The following is a 17469-nucleotide window of genomic DNA, read 5'->3' on the forward strand; positions in this document are numbered from 1 at the left end:
TCAAAAGTGGACTTTCACCGCCATTTTGGCAAACCGAATAAATTTTTTCAAGCTTCCTTGCGAGGTTAGCTTTGCTATGCCTATTTTAACATTTTAGTATAGGTATATATATTGCTTTCTTGATTTTTACCCATAATATTCTTAAATTGTGTAGAAACGAACAGTTACAATCCCCATAGCAATTACATATAGCTCCGCGTTTTCGTGCTATGGAATTATCCAACCCTGCCCCTCTAAGTTTGCTAAAATTCAGAGGCATTTTTTTGCGCAGAATCGGATAATTCTCTATTCATAATGGGAAGTTTGAACTGTTATAAGCTTTAAACATTTCAATTCAATCTTTTGATCTCTGTGAGTTCAAAAAAGCAATTATTGTTCCTATATCCCAAGGCGTGTCACTTGAAACAGCTATTAACCGGTCGATATCTTTTAAGTGCCAGTAACACTTTGATAATATATTCTCATTATTTGAAGAATCATTAATAAGGGTAGTCAAAATTTCTTTTGTACAATACTTATCAACTTGAATAAAATTACATATAACGTTGTCAAGTACTCCTCTAAGTCCAAAGCTGTCTTTATCTTTGAATCCTTCAGAGTAGCATAACTTAAACAAATTGCAAATTAAATCACTCAACGAAATATCCTTTATTTCTCGAATAGCCAATGTAGTTTCTTCAATGTGATCCCCCTTGGGAAGTAAGTCAGGTAATGCGTTAGCCGCTTTTGCAAGTTCATAATACTTTTGTAAAGCATATCTATTGTTATTTCTCAATAATTCGCGTAAAAAAAGTAACTGGTTTTCTGATTCGCCATTTCTTTTAACCATGAGAGCAACGATCTTATCGTTCTCTTTCTTTATTTTACATATAAGATACTTTAGAAAGTCATCATCTATAGAATCATCAACTAAATTACTAACAAATTTCTCCCCTTTAACTGTCACCAAATAGTCGACGGCACTATTTTTGTGCCATTTTGCTTCTTCAGAAGTGTTTTTAAAAAGGTCCACAGCAATATCAACACCATCTGGCAACTCTTCCTTTTCACAATAAAGAATGTGTGTTTGAGCTGCGAGTGGGTTTAGGTTTTTGTTTTTAATATTGTAAAGAATTCTTCCTCTTAGTTCATTTTTGTCAGAAATGTTTTGCATAACAAAATTCAACGTTTCCGAATCGCCTGAGGAAGTAGATGATACAAATACATACCATGGAAGCATAAGCATTTCAAGTAGCTTTTCATCACTTATGACAAAATTAAATCTGCTATGTAACAGTATAATGCGTCTTGCATAATAAATCGTGGTATCATTTATTTCTTCAAAATTAACTTTCGATGTAATTTGTTGGAAATATGTTTCAAGATATTCTTGCTGCACTGCAGACACTGTAAAAGTCTCTCGATTTTCAAGCATACGACACATTTCGCAAATTTGAAAATCCTCCCAGTCAATGTCTTCCAAAAAATGTGCCACATCACACTTCTTGTTTCCATTATTATAAAGTGCAATTAGAATGTTTTGCAAGTCTTCACGATTGTAAGGTACTTTTGAAAAATCATCTCCTTCTCCACACATAATATCATCACTTAAAAAATCTGCCAATTCATTTATCAGTAAAGCAAATTTAGGTTTCTCAAATAAACTATCAAAATACTTTTGATTACCTTCTCGTTGTATTCTTTCCCAATCTTCTACCTTGTCAATTTTGATATTAACGCCTTCTTTTTCAAGAACAGCTTGGTTGAGCTTATTAAACGTGGCAGAATCGTTCGAATGACGTCTCGCATACCATTTGTATGTTTCGGCATCTACTTCGTCATTAGAATAGCTTAAAATCAAAATATCCAATAATTGTTCTTCTACAATGTCTTCTATGGAGAACATCATTCTTTTAGTATCTATTTTAAGCTTTAGAATTTTGCTAAAAGCCACACTGAGTAAGCTATAATCACAAAATAATTGCTTAACTATTTTACTTTTTCCCCTATCATGCCTACTTGCAACACAAACAAAAATATCCACCAGATTATCCAAAAGGTTATGCCCCTGTTTGTTCATTTCAAATGCTTTTATTATAAGCTTTTCAAAAAATTCATTGCTTTTGTAAAATCGTTGAGATTTATTAGTGCACAGTAATGCTATGGACTGTAAAATATTATTCGGGTTCTGAAAAGATTTAATAGATGTTGAAAATTCCTTCCAAAAGCTGTAGTTTTCTTGTAATTTGTCATACTTATCAAAGATTTTCAAAAGATATTCAGAGTAGTCATCAGCAACATTTGCCCTATTGAATAGTCTGCACAGTGCCCCGACAACCTCAGGTCTTTCGTCATCTTTTAACAAATCAAATAACTCTGGAGTGAGAGCTGACAAATCCTGATTAAATAATTGCATCAAAGCTTTAACTGCTATAGAAATCATATAATCGGGTTGTTTGACGTTTAAGTATGGAATAATGGCGTTTTTGATTTCGGTTTCCATGCCGTAAAAATTATCAAAGTAACGCAGAATACTTATTGATCCAAGAGAAGAAGTATCGTTTATCGGCTTGCTTATTGATTCAAGCAAAAACGCAAGTGCAGATTTGCTGTGAAAGAATTTGGCAAGTCTTTCTTCCTCATGAAGTGCATAGATCGGAATATTTTTTTCAAAAGAATCCCGCATTAAGTGTACAAATATTTTATCTCGGTCTTCTGCTACAATTCTATCCGATTCAAATTTATAGATTGTTTCAGGTGAATTGTCGGTCAACCATCTAATTAGGCTATCGTCTTTTCGCATAGATAATAAAAAAGATACAACATTTGCCCATGATGGGCGAAATAATTTTTTATCTTTATCATAAGTTATTATTTCTAATAGCTTATCAAAAGAAATGTCAGCCAAGTAGTCCGCAACAAAATACTCGCGAAAAATATTATGATCAAATTCCCAAGCCAAGGAATGTTCTAATTCTTTAGAAACAATTAATCCAGTTTTATTGAAAAGATCTCTTATGTTAGACGAAAAATATTGTGTGTAATCTTTATTGGTTATAGCAAATATGTGTAGAGATTGCATTAAAAAGCTTAATTCTTTTAACTTTGAACGCAATTCAAATTCATTTGCCATAAGTGTTTCCTTGTACGCGCAAGGATATTTTTTGTCACCCATTTTAAATCTATACGAAATCATTATATCTAATAACAGCTCACGCTTAGGTAACGAATTTGTTCCTTTATATATCCGAATAATATCAAAAAGATAAAATGGCGTCTGAGCCAAGGACAAACAGCCTGTATCCTTCAAACATTTAAAGAAATCTATTGTATTTTCAATGCCTTTATCTATTGCAATTGTAGAAATTTGCTCTGCGGTTAGCGGTAATATCTTGTATTCGGCAAACTTGTTATCTATACTAACTCTGAAATTTGTTCTTGCAGATAAGATGATTTTTGCTTCTGGATTCCCGTATGTAGCCGAGCCAAGTTCCTTTATCAGCTCCGCTATTTTCTCCCCATCCATCTCATCCAGACCGTCCATTATTAAAAATGGAGTTTTTCTATCAATGGTGTTATATTGAACAAATTTTACATGTTTGATAACATCTGAATAGTCAGTATTTCTTAAATTCACCCATATTGGAAAATATTCAACATCATTTTCATATCTCCAATAGATATTAGCTAATTCAAATGACTTTCCTATTCCTGCATCACCGAGCAAAAGTATTAAGTTCTGTTTTTCGATAACCTCATCAATATCTTCTCCAATGAATTCGTACCAAAATGAGTTTTCATCATTCCTTTTGTTAGAGCTACTCATTCTTTTTAAGCTACGTGTTATTTTTGTTTCACTTTTATCCGGTTTGCTGAGAGGTATATGATCTGACACCTCATTTGCTTTTGCAGGGAATAAGAGGTTTGCAATAAAATTAGTAGTCCCCCAAACATAACGATAAGCAAAATTGATTCTCCCATCTGCAATATCGAGCAGTAAAAATTCATTACTGCAGCCTTTTTCTTGTTTAAAAAGCGTTCCGACCGAATGTATGTCAGTATCGTTATTTAAAAAATCGGGCACTTTTACATTGCCGTGTTGATGACCATAGAAAATAAAGTTTGAATGAGTTGCAATCAACTCATTTTCATTTATTATACTTCTGTCAGCGCCTTCTTGTTGGCAAGGAGGGTGGTGCATAAATATAATGTTTTTCCCTGAATTCATTTTGGATTTCAATGCTTCAACATCAATCTTGCCGTCTAAATCATGGTTTCGTGTCAATGTAGAATCCACTAAAACTAAATTGACTCCAGCTTCTTCAATTGAAAATACAGATGATTCCCTAGTAAAAATAAATTCTTTTTTATAGCTATGTCTTTGGCAAAAACTATTAAAAGCAGAAAGTTCAAAACTGTGTTTTTCAATTTCATGATTGCCAGGAATAAATAGAATTTTGATATTGGTAAAAGCTACTTTTAGCCTATTAATAAATTTATCAGCTTCAGAAAACTTAATATCATTATTGCCAACGCCACCTCGATTGATAGTATCTCCCAATAAAATTACAATTAGATCATCGTTTTCTAACAGCTTTCTATTAACTCTATTTGCCATGCTATCTATAATTTTATTGATGAAATCCCAGTTATTGTTTTCATCAATATGCAAATCAGATATAATCAACAACTTCATACTATTTCTCCTTAAATCTTCATAGCATTTCAATAAAAAAATTCCCCATTATTACTACAACCTGTAACTTTAATTATACAACAAATTTTGTTGTATTTCCAATATATAGTATATAATTAAACTATATTTTACTTCACCTCTTAGCTCATCAGCCTACCTCTACCAACTCCTATAATAAACTTTTTATCAAGTATTCCTTTAAGAAGAAAACAATCTTTAATGCAATAAATAGGAATACCGCTCTTTTCATTGAATTTTTCCATACCTTCCAAACTGCTTTCATAACCTAATAAATCCTCAGCATATAATAATATCGTAAGCGCTTAAAAACCCGGTGCCTTGTATTTGGTTAATCCATATGTAATAATAATTTTCATAATAAGTTGTGTTTAAACTTTTTCAAGTTTTTACACTTAAATTGAGAGGTTATGCAAATGGACAAAATAAATAATTTGCACTTATTCTAAATTTCATAGTTTAATGATTTTTATAAAAGAATTTATCTAAGCTTCATAGATTGTACAAAAAAGTACTAAATTCTATCATCAAATTTATGATAAAGTACGACTAAATGAAAAAAGTACTAAACCCCCACTTCCCTTACAAATACTCTATCGTAAAGATATTTGAGTTTAGTAGTAAAACTTTCTGTTATACTGCAAATTTTTATTTTCCAAACTATCCATATGTCATTTTGCCATCACCTTATTTCCATATTTCTATTTTTATGACTCAATCTAAAAATAAGGTATTGCCAAATTAGATACACTTTTTATCCAACAATATACTCTAACAAAGCGTGCATAGATAAATTTAATATGTTTCTTGCTCTAACCGGACCAATCAAACGTGCCCTTTGTAAATCATCTTCTGATGCATCTAAAATATCATATAACTTGCAAAATCCTTCTTTTTTTATCTCTACTTTTTGATATTCATATATATCTAAAATATCAACATTTTTTTCTAATAAAGTTTGTAAATCTATTGCAGTTTCATCCAATTTTATATTATTTCTTATGCTTTCCAAATCCTTAAAAGCAATTGAATTGGCTCCGAACTCGGTAACAACTTTAATTGATAAACCACTTCTTAATTTATTTATATATGCAGCCAAATCAGACTCTGATCCGCTCGTTGCTACAATCCCCATGTTTATTTGATATCTATTATAAACTGCCCCCCTTATTTTATAACCTTCTGTATGTAACATTACGATTCCTGAGTACTCCAAAATGCTTATTGCTTTTTTTACTAATTCTGGTGCATCCTTATGTACAATAAAATATATTGTTTGCTTTCCATAATCTTCTTCATTTTCAGATCTATTATTCTTCTTGTATGTTTCTGTTAAAACCTTATCTTCAATAAAATTTCTTCCCCAATCAATTATTTCTTTATATTCAGCAAATTTTCCTCCCAGTTTTGTGTATTCATTCCACATTTGGTTTCGATAAAAATCTTTTATGGTGGCATTAATATTTGCTTTTTTAAATGAAGTTAGTTTTTCACTTGCTTCATAAATGCTTTTTAATAAAATACGTGGATTTCCTGTTGATGCATAAATCAAAGAATTTAGCAATTCTCCTTGCTGGATTAGAATATTATAACTTCTTTGATTAATTTGTCTCTCGATAATATCTCTCATCTTTTCAACATAATCTTCTGCTAATATATCTTTTTCCACCCTTTTAACAATTGAATCATGAAAAACCTCAAATGTACCATACGAGGTTATTCCTGGATATACTGCAGCTTTACAGCATATTTTTGACGCGCGTAAATCCCTAAATAATGTAAAAAACTCTCTTTGCTGTTTTGGAAGAAAATTATGGCATGCTTCATCAAATAAAAATATTATGTGCCTTAATTGCAAATTTTCACAAACTGTATTTACTAATTCTTTGAAATAATCTATATCCTCTACAAATGGTGTTGATTCATTCTCAACCTCATTTACACCTTTCCATGATTTCTCCAGTTCTTTTATTAAATTATTTATTTTTATTGCTAACTTATCTGTTTCTTCGTTATCCACTCCAATAAGTAGCGAAAAAATATTTTTTGTTTTTAATAACCCCATTTTTTTCAATTGCCCTTGAAATGCAAATAAAATTTTTGATAACATCCATTTCTTAAAAAGTTCATCCTTATTACCAACTAACGCTGCAGATGAAAAGCTAACGAAGATTGGCAAAATACGATTAGTTTCAAATTCATTTATTAGCTCTTTCTCAGCCATCCTTAATAACATCGTTTTTCCAGTTCCACGGCTTCCTATTAATAATCCTGCGGCATTGCTCTTCAAAAAATCAATATTCTCTCTATCCAGTTTTGTATCAACATATATTTCAGCTATCTCATCTAAAGTTAAATCTTCTGTTCTTAATGTAAAGTTCTCCATTATTTCCAACACTCCTTTATCTTTTCCAAAGTATCTGTTAATTGCAGCTTTTTTAAATTTTCTTCTATTTCTGCCCTATATGTTTCATCAATATTTAATTGTACTCTGCTATATCTTATCAACAACAATGCGATAATGACATTTGTGATTTTCTGTAGCATGTCCAAATATTTTTCAAACGTTTGCTTATCATATTTTATACTTTGATGTTTTACGGTATGCATATATTCATATTTGCCATGCACAAATTGGGAACAATTCCTATATATTTCTCTACAACGTTCAAATAGCAAATCGAACTTATCGTTACTAAACATGGAAAGGTATCTTTCACTCAACACTCCCGTTTCTTTATTTTCTAATACCGACCATTGAACATCATATGCATCTTGTTTCCAAAAAAGATATTCGTAGTTATGATCAAGAAAAAAAATATACGCTAATGATAATTCTATGCCGCTTCTCAAACTAATATAGGCATTTCTATATAAGGCCTGTAGCCCTGAATATAGACTAGATATCAAATCATGTATTATTTCTTTCAATATAGCTTGTGGTTCACTATTAATATCGGATGCAATACTTTCTATAATTTCTATATTGAATGAAATTTCATTTAACTTGTTAGCGTTCTCTATCAACGCATTAGATATATTTTCATCTAATTCATTTTTAAATTGTTCTATCAAAGTATCTATCATCAACTACTCTCCTTATATTTATAATTATTTATTCAACTATTCGCACTAACTTTTTCCCCTAAAGTCACAGCCATATATCTTTTCTCTGTTTGATAAAATATTATTCGTTCTTTCTTATTAAGTGGTTAATATACCTTTTAACCATTATTCATACAACTTGAGTATAATATATATCTCTTTAGCTTCCCATTGGTACTATATAAGTACAAGAATCTAATCCATGTACAAGGTTAGAAACTTGTGCTTATTTTTATTATAATAAGTGGATGAAATGGTCTGACGTAACTTCCCATGGATTTCGCATCCGAGCAATAATCCGTCAGCCATCCTCTTGTTATAAGCATTCGATTTAGCAGGTTGAAACTTTTAAGCTTTCGTGTAACTAACCAATGTGAGTGTTAATAAGCAAGGATGGTCGCCTATATAAATATAAAGGAGGTTCACTATGATTAGTATCGGTATCGATGTTTCAAAAGGTAAAAGTACAGTCTGCTTTCTAAAGCTGTATGGTGAAATTGTATATAAACCCTTTGAAGTTATTCACACTGAAAGTTCTTTGTCACACCTACTAAATTTAATATCTTCTATTGGTGATGAAGATATTCGAGTTGTTATGGAAGCCACTGGTAACTACCATCTTCCAATCTTAAACTTTCTAAAGTCATATAATGTATTTGTCTCTGTTATCAATCCATTAATAATGCACAAATATGCTAATTTATCACTTCGCAGAGGAAAAACTGATCCTTTAGATTCTGTTAAAATTGCTAATTATGGCTTAGATAATTGGCACAATCTTAAGGACTATTCTCCTTCTACAGCTCTATACAACGAGCTAAAACTACTTAATCGTCAATATCTTAACTACATAAAAATTAGAATTAATGCAAAGCAAACTTTGACTAATCTTTTGGATAGCACAATGCCTGGTATCAAAACTATGTTTTTTAATCGTTCAGATACCCCTAACAGAGATAAATTATGTGCTTTTGTTAAAGAGTATTGGCATTATGACAACATAACTAAAATGTCAGAATCCGCCTTTACAAATCATTATCTACAGTGGAACAAAAATAATGATTATCGTGGAAGTATTGCCAAAGCCCATAACATCTATATTCTTGCCAATGATAGTATTCCAACACTATCATCAAGTTTATCATCAACAAAATTTCTAGTATTAGAAGCTGTTCAAACTCTTCACAACATTGATACTACAATCGCTGATATTTTAGCAAAAATGAAAGAGCTATCTAAAACATTAAAAGAATATGAAACAGTTTTAGCAATGCCTGGAGTTGGAGAAATTCTTGCGCCACGTCTTATTGCAGAAATAGGAGATATTTCTCGATTTCGTAATGCAAGCGCATTAGTAGCATTTGCTGGTCTTGATGCTCCACCATTTCAATCTGGCAACTATATTTCTACAAACCGAAGTATTTCAAAGCGTGGATCTTCCACTCTTAGGAAAACTGGTTATGAAATTATGAAATGCCTTAAAACCGTTAAACCTACCAAGGATGCTGCTGTATATCTCTTTATGCTAAAAAAAGAATCTGAAGGCAAACCATTAAAAGTCGCCAAAATTGCTGCACTAAATAAATTTCTTCGTATCTATTACGCCAGAGTAAAAGAAATTTATAATTAGAGCATTTTAACTATGTTTTGACCAGCTTTTATGTTTCTAAGGTGGTTTTCTTTGTCATGCCCAAATTTTTGTCCAACTTTTAAATCATTTTTATCTTGACTTTTATTAGCAGGATTATTGCTAAAACTGGAATCTTTATTATTTATAAATCATAAAACAAAACAATTTGTAAATCCAGACTGCCTAAGTTAAACTTATATAAGCAATACGGGTTTTAAAAGTGCAAAAAATTGAGTCAATCGTTCCTTATACCTTTTACTTTATTATACATGCATCTGCATAATATTTCCATATATATTAAAAAAGGTTAAGCCGAAGTGTCATTTTATGACCCCGACTTAACCTCTTATATCACTCTATTTTGTAAAAACACACTATGTCATCTATATTTTCATCATTTTTAAGGCTCAAAAGCGGCACTTTTTTGCCCATTTTAAAGCTTAAAAACCACTCCAAAGCCACAATATGTTGTGGTTCAAACCTCATTTTCAGCCTTATCACCACAATACGCCATCATTATTATCGCTTCAACGTGCCGTGAACAGGCAATAATGATGTCATGAAGGCCTATTGGTTCCTTGGCGGCATAGTAGTTGCTACTATCCAAGTATGGTATATGGTTTCAATAGATACAATTATTTTATTTTCTCCGCTATGAAAATAACCCCTACATTTACACTAGGAATTTTGTATAACTCGTTGCATATTAAGATTTTGATCATAATCCCCCCAATAAATATGGATTCACTATATACAATTTTCAAACATTGGTTCAAGATAATCTTTAATAAGTTTTATCCTATCCTTAGCATCCGGCATAAAGAGATAAGCTATAGAAACGACCATTGTTTTCTTTACATTGACGTAAATTACATTCCCACCATCTCCCAAAGCCGCATAGCTATCTCCATCAATAATCCACCAAAGATATCCATAGGCAAGATTGCCCCATTGGGCGCAACGACTATGTTCCCTTGTGCTATCAGTTATCCACCCAGCCGATACAATTTGTTTACCATCCCACATTCCACCATTTAGGTACAATTGACCTATTTTAGCCATATCCGCAGGCTTCAAGAAAAGACCCCAACTTGCCGTGTTTATCCCTTGTGGGTCAACAACCCATCCACTAGTATTTTTATCATTCATAACAGCAATATACTATTGTTTATTACGTATCACCAGTTTATGAGCAGCATTGATTCTCAGTGGCGAGAATAAAGGTTCAATAGCGAAATCAAGTATGGACTGTCCTGTTGCCCTTACAAGGATACCTGACAAAATGTGAGTTCCTCCGATGGCGGAATAATTAAATTCTCCAATGGCTTCATCCCCACCTAATAAATCGAGGGCATCTTGAATCGGGTTGGAGCTTGTGAAGAACTTGTCGTATGGTTCCGTCTTATATTTATATGGGGCAGTCATGGTAAGCAGATTTTTAATCGTAATGCCCTGTATTGTTTTTTCACCTATTTTAACAGTGTAATCCGGGAAAATTTCCAATACTTTCTGGTCTATACTTTTGATAAATCCATTATCTATGGCTAAACCAATCAAAACAGCAATCCACATCTGTCCATGAAAAGACTTGTATCAATTTCAAAGGTTGTTCGGTACAATTAGATATATCATCTATATTTCCGTACATTTAAATAAAAAGAGCAAAAATAGTCATATTTTCGTCTAATTTTTACCCCATTTTCCCTTCAGAAATACAATATGTTGTCGTCGAACGTATATTTATTTTTCCATTGGTATAACGTTTCTCCCTTCAGAAATACAATATGTTGTCGTCGAACCCTACTTTATCTCCTCTGAACCACATATCATCATCAAAGATATGACAGGCTAAATAATCACTGATACAGCTATTAGTGTAGCTCTTCACTTTGCTTTTCGTTGGTGCGGGTGGAAACTTCAACATAGCTTGTCCCGTCGTACAACACATTGATTTTATTTCCTTCTGAAGGGTTTGGGCATTACATCGTGTCAGGCTTGTTTTGCCAGAGCAGATATCCTACAGAACCTTGATCCACCTTAATCGTAGTCTAAGCCAGTATTTTAATCCTTGCCATTTACTTATAGATACCAATAATTCAAAAATAATATGTCTTGTCATATGCAGGATTACTTGAGATAAAGTGAATAAAAACTGGTGTGTTATCAAGATTAGGCTCTTTGTCAAACAAAAATCTGTCAGCTTGGCGTAAGGCTTGAAGTGCTGTAGGCATTTCATTATAGAAAATTTTATTTCTAATATAAGCATTTCCTATTACACCTTTACCATCCACAATCACCGAGCCAATTAAAGTAAGCCCTTTTTTATTTTCTTCCCATGAAACTTTTACCTCGTCACGCATTCTTGTAATTTGATCTTCAGCATAATTTTCGGCCACAAACACAAATAGCTCCGCGGTTGTATCCGAATGGGTAATAGTATATTTTCTACCCATAACAGGCTTATGTGGTTCCATTATATCCCGATATTGCACAAATACTTTTTGAGGATTAAGTTCTCTCACTTTGCAAACCTTCTTCAATATAATCACTTATATTCTATTCAAAGAGTGAAAAAAGTGTTAGTACAGTTATTTTAAACAAACTTTTTCGGCATGTTATCTATGTTTTGCCCTATATGAAAGGGACAAAACCCGCGCATTCTCAAGCTCGGTATTTGCCCCCAAATTCACTCTCAAATCACATCTTCTGTGATGATCTATTAAATTATTTCTTCTCCAACAAACAAACACACTCCGTATGCCTTGAACTGGCAATAATGATATCATAGGAAGCTGGTGATTCCTTGGCAGAATATACTCCTAAGTTACCGCTTCTCTTCGATTCGTTCACAAGTTCCACCGTATTGCTCCATGATACCATCAGGACTCATCCAGCCTTGCTGGGCTTTCGGGATGTTGGATGGTTAACGCACGTCCAAAAACCATATGCCTGATTTTGTCTATAATTGCTTTAAATACTTTCTGCCGTTGGTTGCAAACAAAAGAGTCACTTTTTAATCATTCCATTGATTTACCACAGATTATAAGCCGTCAATTTATTTCAATTAATGGAAGCAATTTGCATCCGCTTATTGTCCATACTTAACCAAATCGTACAATCTCTTGTTTTGATAAATTCGCTCTTTGCCGATTTTTTCAGAAGTGAGAAAACCCTCTTTTTCAAGAGAAGAAAGATAATTCACCGCAGTCTTTCTTGTCACTGATAAGCCTTTTTCAATATAAACGGTTTTTGTATAAAACTCGTAAAACAGTAAATCAATTAATTCCTTCGAATAAATTTTAGGAAGTTTCTCTTTAATCTCTGTACTCATGGTTTCAACTTCGGCATTAATCCTTTTTACCAATCTCAATGTTTCTTCTGCTGTTTCTTCAATACCTGTAAGAATATAGACAATCCATTCCTCCCAATTTGCATGGGTTCGTACTTCCTGAAAAAGACTATAATATGCTGACTTGTTTCTGATTATATACTTACTTAAATAGAGGATTGGACTATCAAGCAATTCCATTAAAACTAAATAAAGCACATTGATGATTCTGCCGGTCCTCCCATTACCATCATAAAAGGGATGGATACTTTCAAATTGATAATGGATGACCGCTAGCTTTATCAATGGATCAATGTCATTATAGTCTTCATTGATATATTTTTCGAGATTACTTAAAAGCTCTCTGATTTCAGTTTCCCCCGCAGGTGGTGTATAAACAGTTTCCCCTGTTCGTTCATTTCGAAGAACAGTGCCGGGCAACTTTCTTATTCCTGCACGATTTTTTTCTATAATACCTTGAATTTCCACAATCATATTGGTTGTTAGCATCTCATTAGACTTAACCAGCTCATACCCTTGCCACAATGCAGTTCTGTAGCTGACAACTTCCTTTGCAGCAGGACTTGCACCGCTTGCATCACTCATCGCTTTATATAGGTCATCATGAGTTGTTATAATGTTTTCAATTGCAGAACTATCCTTAGCTTCATTAATCATAATCGCGTTTATCAAAATATGTTTATTCGGAATGGTATCCGCATAACCTTTTAATTCAGCCAATGCACGATTGGCTCTTGCCAGCTGTTTTAGTACTGTTTTTGTTTCCAACTCAGCATTCGGCGGCAACATAGGTAATTTATGCTCACTCATTATATACACCTCCATTACATAGGTATTATATCGCCACTTTTTACCTATGTCAATTTGATATGGGTAAAAAACATAAAATATTAACCTTTATTGAGATATATAGATATTTTATCGATTTTTTTATCGTACATTTTGGATTTTGACACAATATTCCTTCAGATTTAAAGAAAATTATGTCATTTTTAAAATCTCTTGTAATATTCAAATGACCCACTCACTATAATATTGGCTACGCAGCGAGTAGATTTCCCAATAAAAGTCAAACTTATTAGCCGAACCGTTTTCAAAACTTTTGAAGCAAAACATTGTTTTGATCATTTTCTTTTGAAAAAGTCACGCAATGCGTGACCAATCATCAAACAATTCGGTAGCACTGCGTACCGAATCTCATCATCATCTATGATTCACTGTCCCACATTCCTATATCTACATATTCACGGTCGTGTGTCTGTTCTGATATTTTTCTTTATTTCCGTTCTTCCCTACGCTATAAGCTTCCTGTTTAGTCAGTTTCTTAAAGCTAAACAGGAGCTGCTTTCTATAATTACAAAATCTTCTTATAATACTATATGCCTGGTGGATATAAACAAATACTGCCAACATGTATTTTAACTTCGTCTTGATTATTATTCTATCTTATGCTATGATATATAGACCAGTTGTTATAGTAAGGCAAGGGAGGTTATTAATGAATAATAAGACTGATTCACGGGAGAAAATGATTGAAGCTGCATCAAGACTTTTTCAGTTACAAGGATATCACGCAACCGGCCTGAATGAAATATTGAGAGAAAGCCAAGCACCGAAAGGGTCTCTGTATTATTATTTTCCTAATGGCAAAGAAGAACTAGCTCTGTCTGCAATCGAATTGGCAAGTAATATAATACAAAACAAAATTAAAGCCAGTTTGAGTCTTCATTCAGACCCTATACTCGCAATACAAAATGTTATAAAGGATATGAAAATCGCCATAGATAAGGACGGGAAACTGCAAAATGTATCACTAAGCTTGCTGGCATTAGAAACCTACTTATCAAGTGAAACACTTAGAGAAGCCTGCAAAAATTCCTTTATAAATCTGGAGAATATTTATGCGGCAAAGCTAATGGAAAGCGGTATGACTTTGCAAGCTGCTCAAAATTTGGGAATGGTAATTCAAGCAATGATAGAAGGGGCTATTAGCATCTCTATTACAAAAAAAGATACTACAACCCTTTCCGCAGTTGCAGACCAAATTAGTGTTATAATTAGTCAATATAATGCTATAAAAACTTAGTTAAGAGAATGTTTTTTATTTAAATTATATAGACTGGTCTAAATTGAGGGTGATTTTTATGAAAGTAAAAGAAACAAATATAAAGGCAATGATGGCGATCCTACTTTTTGGGGGCTTCTTGTCTCTATTTAACGAAACAATTTTAAATGTCGCATTATCAAAACTGATGGCAGAAATGGGAGTTAGCGCCATAACAATACAGTGGCTTTCTACCGGATATGTATTAATAGTGGCTATCATGGTACCTACTTCTGCTTTTCTTATAAATACTTTTACAACAAAGAAGCTATATATAGGAGCTATGTCATTTTTTTTTGCAGGAACAATTTTAGCTATTTTTGCTGTTAACTTCTCAATCTTATTAGCGGCAAGAATGATTCAGGCAATCGGTACAGGGCTGCTTGCACCCATTATGATTAATTCCGCATTGGCAATAAACCCTCGTGAAAAACACGGTTTCGTGATGGGATTATGTACCTGCGTCGTACTGGTAGGGCCGTCACTCGGCCCAATTGTTTCTGGTATTGTCTTACAATTTTTCAGTTGGCGGGCACTTTTCATTATACTGATTCCGCTAGCTCTAATTTGTATTAGTGGAGGTGCTATCTATTTAAAGGAAACAGTAGAAATTACAAAGCCTAAAATAGATTATTTATCTATCCTATTATCCTCTATCAGCTTTGCTCTTATTGTTTACGGAATAAGTATTATAGGTTCTGCTTCCACTGTTATAAACATTCTGATTTTTATTTTAGGTATTCTTGCGTTGACCCTTTTCTGCAAACGGCAATTATTATTAGAGCAACCTATGCTGGACATAAGAGCCTTCCGAAAGCCTTATTTTGCATTAGGAGCACTATTGGTTATTATCATGCAAATGGTTCAATTTTCAATGAATATTGTTTTGCCAATGTTATTTGAGAACGTATTAAATCTATCCTCCCTTACGTCTGCCTTAATCTTGTTTCCGGCGGTTCTAATATGTAGTATTATGACAATTGTTTCTGGAAAAATTTATGACAAAATTGGTGGTAAAACAATTATTCCACTTGGCTTTTTAATCATGTTTATTTTCTTGATGATGATGTCTCGTATTCAGCCCTCTACTTCCATTATAACAATTGCCATTATTAACGCCTTTGTTTATTTCGGTATATCTCTCGCTTGGTCACCTGATCAGTCAAATGCTCTAAATCAGTTGGAAGCGGAAAGCCAAACACATGGAGTAGCAATTATCAATACTTTTATTCAGTTAGGCTCTGCGCTTGGTACACCTTTATTTGTGGGACTAATGACTACAGGTCAAAATAATTATCTCAAATACTCAACTTCGCCGAATGAACCTGAAACGAAAATTCAAGCGCTATATAGCGGTTTCAGTTATTCCATAACCATCGCTGCTATTATTATTGCAATTGCGTTCATATTTTCTTTTACATTAAGGCATAAGGCGGAAGATGCAAAAAAAACATAGCTCTTTATAAGAATTTGTATTTAAAATTTGTATGTTTATCAAACATCATCAACGCGCTTTTCCCTATGAGATATCTCATGAAACTGGAAACACTTACTTTCGGTGATATGTTTACTAAAAGATGAATATGATCTGGCATCATATGTCCTTCTATTATTACTCCTTTGCATTTACATAACAACGTTATGATGTCTACTTTCTAGTCAATGAAGCATTTAAAATCAGAAGAATATTTTGTTGGATAAAATTCAGTGATTTTATAGTTAGCTATCTTGTTTACGTTAAATGGGTCTTTTGATATAATTTGCTTCATTTCAGATTCATCTTTTGCATTTAATAAAATAATGCCACCGGTACGAAGAGTCTCCTCCCTGAGCAGATGAAATTTCCTGATTTATAGTACTAAATGCTCTATTATTTTTTGCTTGTTTATCTCTCATTCTTTTTTACTGCCTTAACCAGCCCCTCCCTGCGATCATTTATCTCTAAATAATTGTTTTTATATACCAATGGTGCATGAATAGTCATGAAATTATTCTTTCTGGCAATATTTAATAATTCTAAGGTTTTATTAATAGTGTCTTTTTCTTTTAGACCTTTTTCAATATGCAAATAATGCACCAAGAGTATTATAATCCGGCCTTTTTACCTTTATTATCCCAGCTTCGCTAGACGCTCTAAATAAAAAAACACGACTAAACTTTTTCATTCAATCGCGCTTTTTTCTTATAAATATTTTTGAAGTTCTTCTACTAATTCATACACCCGAGTTGCAGGGCAACATTGTGAGGGAGGCGAGTTATTATATTCTTCATACTGTCTCTTTGCTCTTCTAATAGTCTCTTGGGTATGCTCTTTTATAATTGTTTAATATCTCATTATACCGTTCTCTCCCCACATTGGAATTTAAATCTTGAAAATGTAGGATGAACCACAGCTCTATGCACTCGTTTGACCGTGCAACTTTATATACCCTCTCAACATTTCTACCTTCTGCACTGTACTGAGTGTTATCAAAATTATCAAGAGGAAAATCATCTTTGTCATACATGAGCCATGCAATAGAGGCTTGCGGTAAATCCTTTTTTACTTGTTTTCGAGCATATTCTAATAGACTTCTTGTATTTCATAC

At 32.9% G+C, this 17469-nt stretch carries 15 protein-coding genes and 1 pseudogene; 3 read left to right on the top strand and 13 right to left on the bottom strand.

Annotated elements, in window-relative coordinates; translation table 11 throughout:
- Positions 1-334: 334 nt before the first annotated feature.
- From K292_RS0110900 to K292_RS17975, 4 genes are all read right to left on the bottom strand, one after another.
- Positions 335-4675, bottom strand: a complete 4341-nt coding sequence (locus tag K292_RS0110900; RefSeq protein ID WP_027399864.1) for a metallophosphoesterase — start codon at positions 4673-4675, stop codon at positions 335-337.
- Between the two features lie 140 nt (positions 4676-4815).
- Positions 4816-4938 carry a hypothetical protein gene (locus tag K292_RS19335; protein WP_281168551.1) on the bottom strand — a complete coding sequence of 41 codons (123 nt, stop codon included), beginning with the start codon at positions 4936-4938 and terminating at the stop codon, positions 4816-4818.
- Positions 4939-5447: 509 nt separating this feature from the next.
- Positions 5448-7079 (bottom strand): ORC-CDC6 family AAA ATPase, encoded by a 1632-nt coding sequence (locus K292_RS0110910; RefSeq protein WP_027399865.1) that lies wholly within the window; start codon positions 7077-7079, stop codon positions 5448-5450.
- Complete coding sequence (locus tag K292_RS17975; protein WP_027399866.1) at positions 7079-7780, bottom strand: hypothetical protein; 702 nt, start codon at positions 7778-7780, stop codon at positions 7079-7081. Before K292_RS17975 ends, K292_RS0110910 begins: the two co-directional genes overlap by 1 nt.
- A 445-nt stretch (positions 7781-8225) precedes the next feature.
- On the opposite strand from K292_RS17975, the gene K292_RS0110920 reads away from it, so the two are divergent.
- Positions 8226-9428 (top strand): IS110 family RNA-guided transposase, encoded by a 1203-nt coding sequence (locus K292_RS0110920; RefSeq protein WP_027399867.1) that lies wholly within the window; start codon positions 8226-8228, stop codon positions 9426-9428.
- A 747-nt stretch (positions 9429-10175) separates the two neighbouring features.
- Here K292_RS0110920 and K292_RS19135 read toward each other — a convergent pair.
- From K292_RS19135 to K292_RS0110945, 6 genes are all read right to left on the bottom strand, one after another.
- Positions 10176-10577: a serine hydrolase domain-containing protein gene (locus K292_RS19135; RefSeq protein WP_245570857.1), complete on the bottom strand. Its 402-nt coding sequence runs from the start codon at positions 10575-10577 to the stop codon at positions 10176-10178.
- A gap of 12 nt (positions 10578-10589) precedes the next feature.
- A complete protein-coding gene (locus tag K292_RS19140; RefSeq protein ID WP_245570858.1) occupies positions 10590-10985 on the bottom strand; it encodes a serine hydrolase in 396 nt (131 codons plus the stop codon).
- 214 nt (positions 10986-11199) lie between these two features.
- The gene (locus K292_RS19400; RefSeq protein ID WP_169515457.1) at positions 11200-11376 is read right to left on the bottom strand and encodes a hypothetical protein; all 177 of its coding nucleotides are present in this window, start codon (positions 11374-11376) and stop codon (positions 11200-11202) included.
- Positions 11377-11524: 148 nt separating this feature from the next.
- The gene (locus tag K292_RS0110940) at positions 11525-11950 is read right to left on the bottom strand and encodes a staygreen family protein (RefSeq protein WP_027399868.1); all 426 of its coding nucleotides are present in this window, start codon (positions 11948-11950) and stop codon (positions 11525-11527) included.
- Between the two features lie 202 nt (positions 11951-12152).
- Positions 12153-12308, bottom strand: a complete 156-nt coding sequence (locus K292_RS18705) for a hypothetical protein (RefSeq protein WP_156900530.1) — start codon at positions 12306-12308, stop codon at positions 12153-12155.
- Positions 12309-12516: 208 nt separating this feature from the next.
- Entirely contained in the window at positions 12517-13566 is a 1050-nt protein-coding gene (locus K292_RS0110945; RefSeq protein ID WP_245570859.1) for a Fic family protein, read from the bottom strand.
- Between the two features lie 709 nt (positions 13567-14275).
- Here K292_RS0110945 and K292_RS0110950 point away from each other — a divergent pair.
- Together K292_RS0110950 and K292_RS0110955 are read left to right on the top strand one after the other, a co-directional pair.
- Positions 14276-14863, top strand: a complete 588-nt coding sequence (locus K292_RS0110950) for a TetR/AcrR family transcriptional regulator (RefSeq protein ID WP_027399870.1) — start codon at positions 14276-14278, stop codon at positions 14861-14863.
- A 58-nt stretch (positions 14864-14921) separates the two neighbouring features.
- Complete coding sequence (locus tag K292_RS0110955; protein WP_027399871.1) at positions 14922-16337, top strand: DHA2 family efflux MFS transporter permease subunit; 1416 nt, start codon at positions 14922-14924, stop codon at positions 16335-16337.
- Between the two features lie 10 nt (positions 16338-16347).
- Here K292_RS0110955 and K292_RS16910 read toward each other — a convergent pair.
- The 3 genes and pseudogenes from K292_RS16910 to K292_RS19580 all read right to left on the bottom strand — a co-directional run.
- Positions 16348-16515, bottom strand: a pseudogene (locus tag K292_RS16910) (transposase); the annotation flags it as partial.
- 251 nt (positions 16516-16766) lie between these two features.
- The gene (locus K292_RS18710; protein ID WP_027399872.1) at positions 16767-16949 is read right to left on the bottom strand and encodes a hypothetical protein; all 183 of its coding nucleotides are present in this window, start codon (positions 16947-16949) and stop codon (positions 16767-16769) included.
- A 220-nt stretch (positions 16950-17169) separates the two neighbouring features.
- Positions 17170-17400, bottom strand: a complete 231-nt coding sequence (locus tag K292_RS19580; RefSeq protein WP_245570863.1) for an RloB family protein — start codon at positions 17398-17400, stop codon at positions 17170-17172.
- Positions 17401-17469: the final 69 nt, after the last annotated feature.

It is taken from the genome of Anaerovorax odorimutans DSM 5092, from assembly GCF_000426305.1.
Lineage (GTDB): Bacteria > Bacillota > Clostridia > Peptostreptococcales > Anaerovoracaceae > Anaerovorax > Anaerovorax odorimutans.

Excerpts from the sequence above, each read along its gene's own strand:
- K292_RS0110900 (WP_027399864.1), bottom strand. The coding sequence starts at position 4,675 with ATGAAGTTGTTGATTATATCTGATTTGCATATTGATGAAAACAATAAC.
- K292_RS19335 (WP_281168551.1), bottom strand. The coding sequence starts at position 4,938 with ATGGAAAAATTCAATGAAAAGAGCGGTATTCCTATTTATTGCATTAAA.
- K292_RS0110910 (WP_027399865.1), bottom strand. The coding sequence starts at position 7,079 with ATGGAGAACTTTACATTAAGAACAGAAGATTTAACTTTAGATGAGATA.
- K292_RS17975 (WP_027399866.1), bottom strand. The coding sequence starts at position 7,780 with ATGATAGATACTTTGATAGAACAATTTAAAAATGAATTAGATGAAAAT.
- K292_RS0110920 (WP_027399867.1), top strand. The coding sequence starts at position 8,226 with ATGATTAGTATCGGTATCGATGTTTCAAAAGGTAAAAGTACAGTCTGC.
- K292_RS19135 (WP_245570857.1), bottom strand. The coding sequence starts at position 10,577 with ATGAATGATAAAAATACTAGTGGATGGGTTGTTGACCCACAAGGGATA.
- K292_RS19400 (WP_169515457.1), bottom strand. The coding sequence starts at position 11,376 with ATGTGTTGTACGACGGGACAAGCTATGTTGAAGTTTCCACCCGCACCA.
- K292_RS18705 (WP_156900530.1), bottom strand. The coding sequence starts at position 12,308 with ATGGTATCATGGAGCAATACGGTGGAACTTGTGAACGAATCGAAGAGA.
- K292_RS0110945 (WP_245570859.1), bottom strand. The coding sequence starts at position 13,566 with ATGTTGCCGCCGAATGCTGAGTTGGAAACAAAAACAGTACTAAAACAG.
- K292_RS0110950 (WP_027399870.1), top strand. The coding sequence starts at position 14,276 with ATGAATAATAAGACTGATTCACGGGAGAAAATGATTGAAGCTGCATCA.
- K292_RS0110955 (WP_027399871.1), top strand. The coding sequence starts at position 14,922 with ATGAAAGTAAAAGAAACAAATATAAAGGCAATGATGGCGATCCTACTT.